Here is a 14980-nt window from a genome sequence, read left to right as displayed (position 1 = left end):
CATTTTGGTAGCCTCGCGCGGCCTGGTGCGATCCGAGCGCAGTGCAGCGATACGATCTGGAGCAACATCAGCCCGACTGGAAAAGTCAGGCTGATGCAGTTGCTCGCGCAAACAAAGCGCTAAAGCGCGGTGACCGTTCATGGTCACCCTGAAGGCGAGCTAGCCGAGCCCGCGAGCGGAGCTGTCCGCCACGTTGCCAAGCCCGGCGAAATACGCCTCGATCGCGCGGTGCATCGCGTCGGCCACCAGACGGCGGTGATCGACCCGACGCAGCGCCGCCTCATCGCGCCGGTTGGACATGAACCCCATCTCCACCAGCACGCTGGGAATGTCGGCCGCCTTCAGCACCACGAACCCGGCATGCCGATCCGGATGCTCCAGCATCGGCAGGTCCTGGTCCAGGCAGCCGACCAGGCTGCGCGCGATCCGCACCGATCCGGCCCGGGTCTCGCGCCGCACCAGGCTGGCCAGGATCTGCGAGACCTCGGGCGAGGTGCCCTGCCAGCTTCGCCCGATGAACCGGTCGGCACTGTTCTCCTTGCGCGCCAGCGCCGCGCTCTGCGCGTCCGAGGCGGTCTGCGCCAGGGTATAGACCGAGGCCCCGCGCACCGAGTGATCCGCCAGCGCGTCCGCATGCATCGAGACGAACAGGGCCGCGCCGCGCTGCTGCGCCCGCTCCACCCGATCATCCAGCGGGATGAAGACATCTTCGGCTCTGGTCAGCGCGACCCGGTAGCGCCGGCCCGCCTCCAACTGACGCTTCAGCTCCAGCGCCGTGGCCAGCGAAATATGCTTCTCATAGGTCCCCGATAGGCCGATCGCGCCAGGATCCCGCCCGCCATGCCCGGGATCGAGCATGATCAGCGGCGGCGGTGGCCGCGCCGCCTCGGGATGCCGCATTTCGCGCCGCGACGGACGCTGCCGGGACGGCAGCGGTGACGGGAGCTGCGGTGACGGGAGTTGCGGGCCCGCCATCGCCCGCTGCAACGCCGGCGGCAGCAGGAACGTGCCGAACACCGACCCGCCGGCCGCGAAACGGCGCAGCAGCAACCGACGTGCAAACGGTTCGGTGACCATGCCCGCTGTTAACATATCGGATCCAGAGCCGCAGCTTAAATGTTGATTGCGATGGCTTAATGGCGCCGCTGAACGATGTGCTTGCGGCCCGGGTCGGTTTGCGTCATGGTCAGACCGCTCCGGCGATGACCGGGGGTCGCTGGTAATCGCGGTTCCCTGGCTTTTTCCGGCGGCGCGTGATCCCTTGCACGGTCTGGTCGGAGCCAGGCTGGCAGGTGTGGGGAAGGATCCGTTCCGCCGCGGCCACGTCGCCGTCCGTGTCGCGCCCGCCATCTTGGATTCGTGGCGCGCCGGGGTCCTGTCCGCCGCGGCCCGATCCGCCATGCAGGCAGCACCAGCGCCGACTTTCACACGGGGCCGCGTTTCCATGGAACGCGCCATCCGAACGTCAGGGACTGATGCAGCACGTCGCGCCACGCCTGCCCGGATTTGCACCGCCACCCGGATTTTCGGGTGACCCAGGCAATGCTTTCGGCCCGTTCCGAGCCGGATCTTCCGGGGCTAGCCGCGCGGCGTGTGCCGATCACCATCGCTGTCCTGAAACTTCGGGCGGGCCCCTTCCCGCAATCCTTGCCAGCCGTTCGCTGACCGCAACCCAACCAAGGGCCGGCTCCAGCATCACGGCGGCGTACCGGAGTTCAAGGCTAAATGACCAAACGCATGCTGATCGACGCCTCGCACGCGGAAGAAACCCGCGTCGTGGTGCTGGACGGTAGCCGACTTGAAGATTTCGATGTCGAGACATCGACCAAGCGGCAACTCAAGGGCAATATCTACCTCGCCAAGGTAGTCCGCGTCGAACCCAGCCTGCAGGCGGCGTTCGTCGAATATGGCGGCAACCGCCACGGCTTCCTGGCATTCAGCGAAATCCATCCCGACTACTATCAGATCCCGATCGCCGACCGCCAACGCCTGATCGAAATGCAGGCCGAGGAGGCCCGCCGCGAGGAAGAGGAAGACGATCTCGAACTGGCGCTGACCCACGCCGTCGACGCACCCGGCGCCACCGAGGCCGCGCCGCACGCCCCAGCGGCGCAAACGCCGGCGCTACAGACGGGGTCGGCAGAGACGGGGTCGGTAGAGACGGGATCGGCCCAAGTGCAATTGGCCCAGACGGGGTCGGCACAAACCGGGTCGGCGCCTGCATCGGCGGCCGACGCGTTGGCTGCCGAACCCTGGGCGTTGGCGGCAACCCCGCCGCTGATCGCTGCCGTGCCGCGGGCCGAGGCTGCCCCGCCGCCCGCGTCGGTCGCCGAGACCGGCCCGCCCGCGTCGGCCGCCGAGGCCGCCCCGCCCATGTCGGCCGCCGAGGCCTGGGCCACGGCTTCGGTCCCGCCGCTGCTCGCCGACCCGCTCGAAGCACCGCACGCGGTCGCCCTCGAACGGCTCCCGCGCGGACAAATCGTCTCCGAACCGATTGTCGAGGACGAGTCCGACACCGACGATCGCGATCGCGACGATGCCAACGGCGACCCGATCGAGTCGCTGCCGCCGCCCGAAACCGTCGGCGGCAGCGACCACGAAAGCAGCGACGACCAGCGCGAACGCCGCATGCCGCCCCGCTTCATGCGCAACTACAAGATCCAGGAAGTGATCCGCCGCCGCCAGATCCTGCTGATCCAGGTGGTCAAGGAGGAACGCGGCACCAAGGGCGCCGCGCTGACCACCTACCTCTCCCTCGCCGGCCGCTTCGGCGTGCTGATGCCGAACTCCCCGCGCGGCGGCGGCATCTCGCGCAAGATCACCTCCGCCACCGACCGCCGCCGGTTGAAGGAGGTGATGGCCGAACTCGATATCCCCCGCGGCATGGGCATGATCGTGCGCACCGCCGGCGCCAACCGCCCGAAACCTGAGATCAAGCGCGACTGCGAATACCTGCTGCGGCTGTGGGACGACATCCGCGACCACACCATGAAGTCGGTCGCCCCGGCGCTGATCTACGAAGAGGCCAGCCTGATCAAGCGCGCCATCCGCGACGTCTACTCGCGCGACATCGACGAAATCCTGGTGGATGGGGAGGACGGCTGGCACGCCGCGCACGACTTCATGCGCATGCTGATGCCGACCCACGCCAAGAAGGTGCAGCTCTGGCGTGATGGCGGCCAGCCGCTGTTCGCCCGCAACCAGGTCGAGGCCCAGCTCGACGGCATGCTGATGCCCACCGTGCAGCTTCGCTCCGGCGGCTACCTGGTGATCAACCAGGCCGAGGCGCTGGTCGCCATCGACGTCAACTCCGGACGCTCCACGCGGGAGCGCAACGTCGAGGAAACCGCGCTGCGCACCAACCTCGAAGCCGCCGACGAAGTGGCCCGCCAGTTGCGCCTGCGCGACCTCGCCGGACTGATCGTGATCGATTTCATCGACATGGAATCGAAACGCCACAACGCGATGGTCGAACGCCGCATCAAGGAGGCGCTGAAGAACGACCGCGCCCGCATCCAGGTCGGCCACATCAGCCATTTCGGCCTGCTGGAAATGAGCCGCCAGCGGCTCCGCCCCTCGCTCGCCGAAACCAGCTTCATCCTATGCCCGCATTGCGGCGGCACCGGCCACGTCCGCAGCACCGAAAACGCCGCCATCCACGTGCTGCGCGGCATCGAGGACGAGGGCAGCAAGCGCCGCTCCGCCGAGATCGTCGTCCACGTCTCCAGCCCGGTCGCACTCTATCTGCTGAACCACAAGCGCGAGCGGCTGCAGGAAATCGAACTGCGCTACGCGATGCGCGTCATCATCGCCGCCGACGACGCCCAGATCGCGCCGCAGTTCCGCATCGAGAAACTGCGCACCCGCTCGCCCGACGAAGTCGCCGCGGTGGTGACCGCGGAACGCCCGCTGCCGCTCCCCGCGGCGGCGGCCGAGGACGACGAGGACCGGGCCGATGCCGCCGGCGCCGAGGACGAGGACGACGACAGCGAGGACGACAGCGCCGAACAGCGCGCCGAGGATGCGGGCGCCGAAGACGCCGGCACCGAAGATGGGGGCACCGAAGATGGCGGCGCCGAGGATGGCGGCACCGAAGACGGGGGCGACGACGCCGACCGCCGCCGCAAACGCCGCCGTCGCCGCCGCCGTGGCGGTCGGCGCGACGGCCAGCAGCCGGCTGCCGCCGACACCCAGGACGGCGCCCCCGCCGAACCGACCGAGGCCGTACCCGCCACCGCCGAACTGGCCGCATCGCGCGATCCCGCCGAACTGGCCGATCCGGGCGAGGCCACCGAATCGGGTGAGCCCGGCGAACCCTCCGGCGACGAAGCAGCCGACCCGGCCGCGGCCCCAGCGGGCGCCGACGACGACCCGCGCAACCGTCGCCGCGGCCGGCGCGGCGGACGCCGCCGGCGGCGCGACAACGAAACCGAGTTGCCGCCGATGGCGGTGCCGGGCGCGGATCAACCCGAACTCACCCCGGTCTACGCCGGACCCACGCCGGCCGATCCGTTCGGCGGCCGCGCGTTCGACATTTTCGACGTGATGGATCAGGCCGAACGCGCGGCCGAAGCCCAGCCGCCGCAACGCGCCGCCTCGGCCGCCGAAATCGTCAATAACACCGCGCCCGACCCGGAGGCCTCCGACATCGACCCGGCAACCGTCGGCGCCACGTCGGCCGATCCGGCCGCATCCGATGCGCGCGGCACGCAGCCGACCGCGGCCGAGATCATCAACTCGGCAGCCCCCGAACCGGCGGCCGAATCGCCGCTGCCGCCGACCGAACCAGCGCCACCGCCCGCCGTGCCGGCCAACGATACCGCCGCTGCTGATATCAACGCTGAACCAGCCGCGGCCGAACCCCTGGTCAGGCCGATCCTGATCGGCGCCGGCGGCGAACCCCCGGCAGAGCCAAAACGCGGCTGGTGGCGGCGATGACCGGCGCATGATCGCGCCGGGCGGAACGTCCAAGGCGGGTGAATCATCCGACCAGGCAAGTCCATGATCGCGCCGGGCGGAACGTCCAAGGCGCGTGAATCATCCGACCGGACAAGTCCATGATCGCGCCGGGCGGCAGCAAGCCTATTGCTTGATGCCGCCCGCCATCAGGCCGTGACCGTCTCGCATGCCTGCTACACGACATCATGATCCGCGTCACCGAACGCCGCGCCAAACTCTCGTCCGCGACGCCGGCTGAACTGCGTGCGCTGGTGCCGGGTGTTTGCTAATTTGTCCGCCCACCCAGGACCGGATCGCTATCCCTTGACCATGCAGCACAACGCCGCCCCGCCGGCCAACCAGACCGGCGCCAGCGCAACCATCGGCGCGCCCCCCCGCACCGGTGCCAATGCCCGATGAGCGGTCACCGCGAACTGCTCGCCCGGCTGCGCGATCTCCGCGCCCATGGCTCCGCCCCGCTCTCGGCCATGGTCCGCCTCGTCGCCTCCGAACTGGCCAGCGAGGTCTGCTCGATCTACGTCCAGCGCCCTGGCGACATCCTCGAACTCACCGCCACCGAGGGCCTGAACCGTGACGCCATCGGCCGCACCCGGCTGCGCGTCGGTGAAGGCATCGTCGGCCTCTGCGCCGCCACCGGCACGATAATGAACCTGCCCGACGCGCAGAACCATCCGGCCTTCGCCTACCGCCCGGAAACCGGCGAGGAACCCTTCGCCTCCTTGCTCGCCGTGCCGGTGCGCCGCTCCGGCCGCACCCTGGGCGTGCTGGTGGTGCAGAACCGCACCCCGCGCAACTTCAGCGAACCCGAGGTCGATGACCTCGAAACCGTCGCCATGCTGCTGGCCGAGACATTGGCCGGAAGCGGCGCCACCGACGGCTCGCCCAAGGGCCTGGCCGACACCGTGCCACGACTGTTCACCGGCGCGCCGCTGATGGGCGGCATCGCCGTCGGCAACATCGTCCTGCTGCGCTCCGCCCGCCCGGTGGTGCGCATGATCGCCGAGGATCTCCCAGCCGAACAGGCCAGGCTCGACCAGGCGGTGGCCCGCATGCAGCGCGGCCTCGACGACCTGTTCGCCGACGTCCCCAGCAACGGCCGCACCGCCGATGTCAACGCCTCGCGTGAGGTGCTCGACGCCTACCGCCTGGTCGCCTCCGATGCCGGCTGGCTGCGCCGCGTCGCCGAGGTGATCCGCGGCGGCATGACCGCCGAGGCCGCCGTGCAGCGCGTCGCCGGCGAACTGCACGACCGCATGCGCCGGATCAGCGACGTCTATCTGCGCGAACGCCTGGCCGACATGGAGGACCTCGCCAACCGCCTGCTCACCGCGCTGCTCGGCGAGCCACCCCGAGCCCCGGTGCCGGAGGGCGCCATCCTGCTGGCCCGCCGCCTCGGGCCGGCCGAACTGCTCGACTGGCACGCCCGCGGCATCGCCGGCGTCGCGGTCGAGGAAGCCAGTCCCGCCGGACACGCCGCGATCCTTGCCCGAGCCCTGGGCATCCCCGCCATCGGCAGCCTGCGCGGCATGCTGGACAGCGCCGAACAAGGCGATTGCGCCGTGGTCGACGGCGACGAAGGCCAATTCATCCTGCGCCCCGAAGCCGAGGTCCGCCTCGCCTACATCCGAGCACTCGACGCCCGCAACGCCAAATACGCCGAACTGGCGACCTGGCGCGGGCGCCCCGCCGTCACCGCCGACGGCATCGGCCTGCAACTGATGCTCAACATCGGCCTCAGCCTCGAATTGCCGCAGCTCGCCCGCACCGGCGCCGACGGCATCGGCCTGTTCCGCACCGAAATCGCCATGCTGGCGCGCGGTTCGGTCGCCGACGTCGCCGAACAGACCGCGATCTACGCCCGCGTGCTCGACGAGGCCGACGGCAAGCCGGTGGTGTTCCGCACCCTCGACCTCGGCGCCGACAAGCTGCTGCCCGGCACCATCATCGAGGAGGAGAACCCGGCGATGGGCTGGCGCTCACTGCGCGTCGGCCTCGACCGCCCGGCCTTGCTGCGCCGCCAATTGCGCGCCCTGCTGCTCGCCGCCGGCGGCCGCGAGCTCAGCGTGATGTTCCCGATGGTCGCCACCGTGGCCGAGTTCACCGCCGCCAAGGCGCTGCTGCTGGCCGAGGCCAAACGGGTCCGCCCCGTCCCACAGTCGTTGCACATCGGCACCATGCTGGAGGTGCCGGCGCTGATGTGGCAGCTCCCCCAACTGATGCAGACAGCGGATTTCATCTCGCTCGGTTCAAACGACCTGATACAGTTCCTGTTCGCCGCCGACCGCGGCACGCCATCGCTCTACGATCGCTACGATTTCCTGTCCCAACCCGTGCTCGACATGATCGAACAACTGGTGCTCGCGGCAAAGCCCGCACGGGTCCCGATCTCGATCTGTGGCGAGGCCGCCTCCCGCCCGCTCGAGGCGCTGGTGCTCGCCGCCTTGGGGGTCACCACATTATCGATGCCGGCCAGTGCCGTCCTGCCGATCAAGGCGATGTTCGCGCAGGTCGACATGCGCGCCTTCCGATCCGTGCTGGCCTCGATCAGGCGCGGCGAAGGGTTCGGGCTGCGCGAGGCGCTTGCAACCTGGGCACGAGAACAGGCAATTATTTCCTGACCAACGCCTCGGACAAGCAGGGCCGCCAACCGGCCAACCAAAACCCGGCCGACCGACCGCCCCGCCGCACGGCGAAACGTCACGCCAATTTAATGCTGTGGAAAAACCTGTCCTGTGGCCCAAAAGCAAGATCGAACCGGAAACCGCGCACCCTCGGTTCTCAAGCTCCTACATGGTCGGGTTCGGCAAATCCTCGGCCTCGGCGCCAACCCGCTCGATCCGGCTCAGTGCGCCGCCGAACCCAGCCGGATCGAGGATTCCGGCGTCCACGCTGCCAGCACTTGCATCGACGCAACCCAGGCGGTAGCGAATTGCCGCCTGACACCCCACACCGAGGTCTGCTAAAGCCAACGCGCGGCGCCCTCCCCTGCAGCTTCGCGTCACCATCAAGGGCAATCGCGGCCATCGAGCCGCGGCTTGGGATAGTTCGCGACCAGGGTGTAGACTGTAGCTCTACAACGGCAACGTCCGTGCCCAATTCAGGTCACCGCGCAGCGAGCGTTCCGACCAGACAGGAGACCCTATGTCCTACCGCCCCTACCAGGAAATCATCCGCCGAAAATCGCGCCGGGTCTATGTCGGCAAGGTGCCCGTCGGCGACGGCGCGCCGATCACGGTGCAAACCATGACCAACACCCTGACCCACGACGTTGCCGCCACCGTCGCCCAGATCAAGCGCGCCGAGGCCGCCGGCGTCGATATCGTCCGGGTCTCCTGCCCCGACCAGGAAAGCGCCCTGGCGCTGAAGCAGATCGTGCCGCAGATCGAGGTGCCGATCGTCGCCGACATCCACTTCCACTACCGCCGCGCGCTGGAAGCCGCCGACAGCGGCGCCGCCTGCCTGCGGATCAACCCCGGCAATATCGGCAGCGACGAACGCGTCAAGGAAGTGATCCGCGCCGCCCGCGACAACGGCTGCTCGATGCGCATTGGCGTCAACGCCGGCTCGCTGGAGCGGCACCTGCTGGAAAAATACGGCGAACCGAACCCCGAGGCGCTGGTCGAAAGCGCGCTGTATCACGCCAACATCCTGCAACAGCACGACTTCCACGACTTCAAGATCAGCGTCAAGGCATCCGACGTGTTCTTGGCCGTCGCCGCCTACCAGCAACTCGCCGAGGTCTGCGACCACCCGCTGCACATCGGCATCACCGAGGCCGGCGGCCGCCGCATGGGCACCGTGAAATCCTCGATCGGCCTCGGCTCGCTGCTGTGGGCCGGCATCGGCGACACGATGCGCGTCTCGCTGTCCGACGAACCCGAGGAAGAGGTCCGCGTCGGCTGGGACATGCTGAAGACCCTCGGCATCCGCCATCGCGGGGTCAAGGTGATCTCCTGCCCGTCCTGCGCCCGCCAGGGCTACAACGTGATCGAGACCGTCCGCACGCTGGAAGACCGCCTCGGCCACATCGAGACCCCGTTGACCCTGTCGATCATCGGCTGCGTGGTGAACGGCCCCGGCGAGGCGCTGATGACCGATCTCGGCGTCACCGGCGGCGGCAACGGCCGGCACATGATCTACAGCGCCGGCAAGACCGACCACACCATCGACGGCGCCTCCATGGTGGACCACATCGTCGAACTGGTCGAAGCCAAGGCTGCCGCGCTGAAAGCCGCTGCCGAACAGGACAAGATCGCGGCTGAGTAGAACCTTGCCGAGCAAAAACCCGGGCTGGGTATCGTCCTCTGGCTAACCCCCTGGACGTCACCCCGCTGGTCAGAGCCGTCGCGCGTCTGCAAGACGGCCTAGGCCGGGTTCATCGCGACCCGGCCGACGAACTGCTTCGCGATGGCCTGATCCACCGCTTCGGACTCACCTACGAACTCTTCCACCGCCTGCTCAGGCGCTTCATCCGCCAGACCGCCGCATCTCCCGAGGAGGTGGATCAGATGACGTTTCAAGACCTGATCCGCACCGCCAACCAGCAAGCCTTGCTGTCAGGGGACTGGCCCACCTGGCACCGCTATCGCGACCTGCGCGCACTCACCAGCCACACCTATCAAGCCGACACTGCCCGCAAGGTCGCCGCCGCCATTCCAGCGTTCCTCGCCGAGGCCGAGTATCTTCGCGACCAGTTACTCGCGCGAACGAAATGACCCAGACGATCGACCTGACGCCGCACGATCTGGCGATCCTTCAGCCCATTCTTGCAGCCCTATTGCCGGCCGGCACCGCGGTCTTCGTGTTCGGATCCCGCGCCACCGGCACCGCCCGCCGCTATTCCGATCTAGATCTCGCACTCAGCGGCACGACACAACTCAATCCCGAAGCGATCGCCCGTTTACAGGACGCCCTGTCGGACTCCGACCTGACGATCAAGGTGGACCTCGTCGACCTCACCACTTTGGACCCGGCCTTCCGGCGCATCGTCGAGGCCGAAATGATCACCCTGTCCCACGAAAACGGGCCCCGCTAAAACGACCCCCCGGTCCGGAACCCGCCGCCACCACCGCCAATCCGCCCGCCGGTGCGGAATCCGCCGCCGCCAAACCCCCCGCTGAGCCCTCCGCCGCCACCCAACTGACCCCACGGATCGTGCATCGGCGGCAAGTTCCACGGCCCCTGCCGATTACCGCCCTCCGACCCCTGACGCCCCCGGCCACCGCCGCCCCACGGATCAGGAACCTGCCGCCGGTTCATCTGATCCCAGAACCCGCCCCGGCTGACCGCACCACGTAGCAACTCGCCCAGCAGCATCCCCACCATCGCCCCGTCACCAAAATTCCAGCGGCTTTGCCCATAGCCGCGCTGGCGCATCTCCTGCCGCACCTGCCGCAGTTCCCGCACCTGGTCCTGCGCCGCCTTTACCCCCGTTCGGCGCTGCACCAGCATCTGCTCCGCCTCGGCCCGCACCGCGCCGGCCTGCTCCAGCGACGCAACGATCGCGTCATCCTCCAGCGTCGGAGTCCGCGCCGCGGCGGCCCGCAGCGACTGCAGGCTGCGCTGCCCAAGCGCCGCCTCCAGCGCGCCCATTGCTTCCTGCGTCAGCGCGTCCTCGCCCGCCGCGGCCGAGCTCACACCGCCCCGCACCGTCTCCACCGCCGCCCGCTCCGTCTCCAGCCTGGCGTCCGCCTCGTCCAGCGACCGCCGCAGCGCCTCGACCTCGTGCGCCCCCGGCAGCCCGGCGATCCGGCGAGCATGTTCCGTGACCTCGGCCGCCTCGCTCTCCGCCACGCCTCGCATCCGTTCGGCGTGCCCCGCAAGCTGCTTCGGCAAATCCGTCAGCAGCGCATAATCGCGCCTGGCGACGTCGAACCGAGCCACCCTGGCCACCCAGCGATCGATCAACCGCACTGGAAACCAGGACCGATACCGCGGCGTGCCAAATCCGCGCCGCCATAGATAGGCAAACAGCGGGTCCGCCAGATACGGTCGGCCCTTCACCTCGCTGTCCGTCAGCGCGAACGCGGCCTTCTGCTCGGCATGTTCCGCCACCCGAGACGCTGCCTCCGCCACCTGCTGCCTGGCCTGCCATTCCGGATCATCCAGCACAAGCTGCTTTGCCGCCGACAGCGCCCGTTCGGCGTTGGCATCGGCATCCCGCAGCGCGCTGGCAATCCGCTCCCGCTCCCGCTCCGCCGCAGCCAGCGCCGGCTCCCTGGCGTGCAACGCCTCCCGCGCCGCTTCTATTTCCGCCCGACGCCGAGACAGCAGTGCCTCCGCCTTGGCGTCCGCCTCATCCAGCCGCCGCAGATCGACCGAACCCTCGCCCAGCGCGGCCAGCCGGATCCTGGCCAGCGCCCGCAGCGCCGCCGCCTCGTCAGCCCGCGCCTGGTCGCGCCGCGCGATCAGCCATTCCAGCTCCGACTGCCCCGCCGCCGCCTCGCCCTGGATCTGGCGCAGCCGTTGGTCAACGTTGTCGAGCAACTGCAGACCGTTGATCATTCCCGCTCCCGCCGCCGCCTCACCATTTCAGGATCGCGCCGCCACTGGTGGCGATGCTCCAGCGCGGATCCAATTCGCCCGCCTTCTTGGTGGCGACGATCGGATCCTGCACCACCCCGTCGCGCATCTTGTCCTGCCTCACCCGCTCGAACGTGTCGGCGCTGACCCGCACCCCCCACGAACTGACATTGGCGGTGCGGCCATCCTCCTCGCTGGTCACCGGAACCACCACCGGACGCCCGGCACCATCGACCGCCTCGACGATCAGGTAGAAGTTCCGCGCCCCCTGATTTTCCGCCGGCGTCCGCCACACCCCCGACGGCATCCCCGGCCGCGACACGATGCGCACCGTGTAGGCCTGCGACACCTGCCGCTGCAGCGCCTGCAGCGCCGCCAGCCTGGCTCGGGCATCCCCCAGCGAACCAGCCCGAGCCGCGGCCTGCCCCTCCGCCGCCAGCCGATCCGCCCGCGCCCGCACATCCGGCAGCGTACTCGCCGCCCGCACCCGATCGACCTCCGCCGTCAGCGCCCGAGGCAGCCCCGTCGTCAGTTCCTGCTGCTGGGCCACCAGCCGCCGCTCCGCCGGCTGGTGAATGCCGAACCACCAGCCGCCAGCCAGCAGGACGATGGCAAGCAGCGCGAACCCCAGCGCCCGCCCCCACGCCGCCCGGGTCGCCCACGCCGTCGCCAGCCGCCGGGCAAAGCTCGCGGGTGTCCGCTGATAGACGAAGCGGTTCTGCTCCAGCGCCGCCACCCCCTCGTCCAGGATGTGCTCCGGAACGTCGATACCCTGAGTGCGATAAATCTCCCGCAGCCGCTGCTTCAACGCCGACGCCCGCTGATCCGCCCCGAGTTCCCGCTCGACCAGCCCCTCGGCGTGACGCAGCGTATCGACCACGTCCATCGCCAGCATCGTGTCGTTCAGCCGTGGCGGCTCCGCGGCGGCCGCCACCGGTTCCAGTTCGGCGGCTTCAGACGGCATGCGGCGGCGCTTTCACGACCGGGTCCGGCAACAGCGTCGCATCCTGCGCCAGACGCGCGATCTGGCGCCGGCTGTCTTCCACCGTGCGGCGGATCTCGTCGCTGTTCTGGGTCGCGGCCTGCCGCATCTCGGCAATGATCTCGTGCGAACGCTGCTGATAGGCCAACACCGAATCCACCAGCCGCTTCACCGCGTCGGCCCGGATCGTCGGCCCATACCCGGCGCGGATCGCCGCCTCCTGCACCTGACCGCCGATCTCGGCCAGCACTTCCAGGCTCTGGTTCACCCCCGCCTTCATGCTGTCCAGCGTCTTGGTGCTCTCCGCCAGCCCATGCATCCCGGTGAACGACGCGGTCAGCGCCGTCAATACGGTATCGTTTGTGGAGAAAAACGAAACCGACTGCTGATAGACCCGCTCCTTCGCCGCCGTGGTCTGCGTCAGCCGCGCCATCACCACGTCGGAGGCGTTGTACGAAACCGTCATGTTGTCGGACAGGTCCTTCGCTACCTGGTAACGAGCATCCTCGCCCTGCAGCACCCGCACCGCCTCGTCGCGCAGCAACTCCAGCCGCGCCCGCTCTACCGGAGTCGCACCGGCCGCCGCCTCGATCTTGCGTGACGCCGCATCGGTGCCCGCCTTCGCCGTCTCCAGCGAAACCTCGGCCTTCTTCAGCACCTCCAGCGCCATCACCTCGGCTTCCTTCATGGCGCCGCGGAAATCCAGATACGCATTCAGGATCGCGTGTTCGCGCTCGATCTGGTCCTTGGTATCGCGCGACACCTCGACATAGGTCGTGCGGATCTTGTCGAACCGGTCGGCGATGTCGCCCCTTGTCACCTTCTGCCACACGTTCGACAACCGCTCGAACGTGCTGATGCGGCCATCCTCGACCTGCTTGACCATCTCCCGCGCGTCGTCACGGATCGAGTTGAACGCTGTCGTTATTGTTTCGTATCGGTTGCCGATATGCATGCCGCGGATCTGTTCGCGCACCACCTCGTTGAACATCGACGCCTGGTTCAGCACCCGCGCGATCAGCGCCACCCGGTCTTCGTCCAGCGCCGAGATCTTGCTCAGCAGCCCGGTCATCGGGCTCTCCGCACTGCTCGCCTCGGGCAGCGGAATGCCCAGGTCGCGCAACGCACCCAATGCCTTGTCCAGGTAACGCATCGGCTGGCCGATTTGCACCGCTGACGACATGATGGACCCCCCCCCCGTGAAAGCCGAACATGAAAGCCGAACGCCTCGGACCCGGTTCGGCGTTGCTGAAAAACCCCCGCCGGGTGGCGGCCCGCGCGCCTTAGCCCCGGCTCTCAACCCCGGCCCCGCGGCGGAGCCGCCATCAGCCCCGCGGCGGAGCCGCCCTCAGCCCTTCTAACTCACCGTACGTTCAACGCCGCGTTGACCTGCGCAACGGCGTCCGGCTGCAGCGTCAACGCCTTGGCCAATTTCGCCAGGTAATCTCGCTCGGCATCGGTATCGACATCGATTGCCATCACCGACGCCGCGTATACTTCCAACGCCTCCTGCCGGCTCTTGACATCCCGCGCCAGGGCCGCCGGGTCCACCGGCTGACGCAGCTCGTGCTCCACGAACGCCCGCGCCTCCGGCCCTTCACCGCCGCGATCGATGTGGCCGGTTATCCGCGCCGTCTCGGCCTGATCGACGGTGCCGTCCGCCTTCGCCGCCTGTACCATGGCGCGCACCATCAACCGCGCCTTGCGCTGCACCTCCGCCGGGTCCGAGTAACCGGGAACCTGCGCCAAGCTCTTCGCCGGCGCCGCGCCGGCGGCCGACCCGCCGGCAGCCGCACCGGGCGCCGGCGCCGAAGCCGACCCGGACGCCGCACCCGACCCGGCCGAGGAATTCTGAAACGCCGTGTAGGCAATGCTGCCAAGCATCGCCATGATTCCCCCGCCGATGGCGCCGCGTCCGCCCCCCAGCACCGCCCCGGCCAGCGCCCCCAGGCCACCGATCGCCGCAGGATTGTTCTGCGCCACCTGGTCCCGCGGCGACGCCGCCGCGCGGCGCGCGTACTCACCAAAATTGTTCATGAATCCCCCGCCAGCCTGCTGAGCCCCCGGGGCCTGCTGCCCCGATCCCCCCAGCATGCCGCCGATCAGCGACCCCAGCCCGGCACCGGCACTGGCGCCGCCGAGCTGGGACAGCACCTGTTGCATCAACCCGCCCTGCTGCCCCTGCCTCGAAGCAGCATCAAGGCGCCCAGGCATCGAGGCCGGTGCCCGGCCCTCCAGCAGCGCACCCAATAGCTTGGTCGCATCGAACATCGCTTGACTCCCCGTTTGTAGTTAAAGGCTTGCGCAACCGGAACAACGCCAAAAACCCAGCCTGCGTCCGGCGATCTGCTTATCCTGACTTGGCGAGACAGTGGCTTATAATTGGCGATACCATCTGTTGCCCGAAGATAGCATGAATTATTGGTGCACCCCGGAAGACCGCAATCGCGGCCGCCACGCCTGCGGTTCGCAGGGCTGCAAAACACTGACACTTCTTCGCGAGGTCCCGCCGCCACG

At 68.9% G+C, this 14980-nt stretch carries 11 protein-coding genes; 5 read left to right on the top strand and 6 right to left on the bottom strand.

The genetic code is table 11. The features are described from left to right. Nucleotides 1–159: 159 nt before the first annotated feature. On the bottom strand, nucleotides 160–1092 hold the full coding sequence (locus ACQY4T_RS10735; protein ID WP_428541361.1) for an N-acetylmuramoyl-L-alanine amidase family protein: 933 nt from the start codon (nucleotides 1090–1092) through the stop codon (nucleotides 160–162). Nucleotides 1093–1725: 633 nt separating this feature from the next. On the opposite strand from ACQY4T_RS10735, the gene ACQY4T_RS10730 reads away from it, so the two are divergent. Beyond that, nucleotides 1726–4938, top strand: a complete 3213-nt coding sequence (locus tag ACQY4T_RS10730; RefSeq protein WP_428541358.1) for an Rne/Rng family ribonuclease — start codon at nucleotides 1726–1728, stop codon at nucleotides 4936–4938. Nucleotides 4939–5354: 416 nt separating this feature from the next. Next, complete coding sequence (locus ACQY4T_RS10725) at nucleotides 5355–7577, top strand: putative PEP-binding protein (protein WP_428541355.1); 2223 nt, start codon at nucleotides 5355–5357, stop codon at nucleotides 7575–7577. A 168-nt stretch (nucleotides 7578–7745) separates the two neighbouring features. Here the strand turns inward: ACQY4T_RS10725 and ACQY4T_RS10720 are convergent, their stop codons facing one another. Continuing rightward, a complete protein-coding gene (locus ACQY4T_RS10720) occupies nucleotides 7746–7928 on the bottom strand; it encodes a hypothetical protein (protein ID WP_428541352.1) in 183 nt (60 codons plus the stop codon). A 172-nt stretch (nucleotides 7929–8100) separates the two neighbouring features. Between ACQY4T_RS10720 and ispG the strand changes: the two genes are divergently transcribed. From ispG to ACQY4T_RS10705, 3 genes are read left to right on the top strand one after another with little or no spacing between them, the layout of a single operon-like run. Then, nucleotides 8101–9225, top strand: coding sequence for a flavodoxin-dependent (E)-4-hydroxy-3-methylbut-2-enyl-diphosphate synthase (ispG, locus tag ACQY4T_RS10715; RefSeq protein ID WP_428541349.1), 1125 nt, complete (start codon nucleotides 8101–8103; stop codon nucleotides 9223–9225). Between the two features lie 38 nt (nucleotides 9226–9263). Next, nucleotides 9264–9674: an HI0074 family nucleotidyltransferase substrate-binding subunit gene (locus ACQY4T_RS10710; RefSeq protein WP_428542807.1), complete on the top strand. Its 411-nt coding sequence runs from the start codon at nucleotides 9264–9266 to the stop codon at nucleotides 9672–9674. Beyond that, on the top strand, nucleotides 9671–9994 hold the full coding sequence (locus ACQY4T_RS10705; protein WP_428541346.1) for a nucleotidyltransferase family protein: 324 nt from the start codon (nucleotides 9671–9673) through the stop codon (nucleotides 9992–9994). Before ACQY4T_RS10710 ends, ACQY4T_RS10705 begins: the two co-directional genes overlap by 4 nt. On the opposite strand, the gene ACQY4T_RS10700 is transcribed toward ACQY4T_RS10705, so the two are convergent. The 4 genes from ACQY4T_RS10700 to ACQY4T_RS10685 all read right to left on the bottom strand — a co-directional run bounded on the left by ACQY4T_RS10700 (nucleotide 9991) and on the right by ACQY4T_RS10685 (nucleotide 14734). Next, nucleotides 9991–11463: a hypothetical protein gene (locus tag ACQY4T_RS10700; RefSeq protein WP_428541343.1), complete on the bottom strand. Its 1473-nt coding sequence runs from the start codon at nucleotides 11461–11463 to the stop codon at nucleotides 9991–9993. The genes ACQY4T_RS10705 and ACQY4T_RS10700 overlap by 4 nt on opposite strands. Nucleotides 11464–11482: 19 nt before the next feature. Beyond that, on the bottom strand, nucleotides 11483–12445 hold the full coding sequence (locus ACQY4T_RS10695) for a DUF6384 family protein (protein WP_428541340.1): 963 nt from the start codon (nucleotides 12443–12445) through the stop codon (nucleotides 11483–11485). Further along, on the bottom strand, nucleotides 12435–13646 hold the full coding sequence (locus ACQY4T_RS10690; protein ID WP_428541337.1) for a hypothetical protein: 1212 nt from the start codon (nucleotides 13644–13646) through the stop codon (nucleotides 12435–12437). Before ACQY4T_RS10690 ends, ACQY4T_RS10695 begins: the two co-directional genes overlap by 11 nt. Before the next feature lie 179 nt (nucleotides 13647–13825). Next, nucleotides 13826–14734, bottom strand: coding sequence for a tellurite resistance TerB family protein (locus ACQY4T_RS10685; protein ID WP_428541334.1), 909 nt, complete (start codon nucleotides 14732–14734; stop codon nucleotides 13826–13828). Nucleotides 14735–14980 lie beyond the last annotated feature (246 nt).

This window comes from Rhodopila sp., from assembly GCF_965277825.1.
In the GTDB taxonomy this organism is placed as follows: Bacteria; Pseudomonadota; Alphaproteobacteria; order Acetobacterales; family Acetobacteraceae; genus Rhodopila.
Note: the sequence above shows the minus strand (reverse complement) of the source record. Positions and strands in the feature narration are given on the sequence as shown.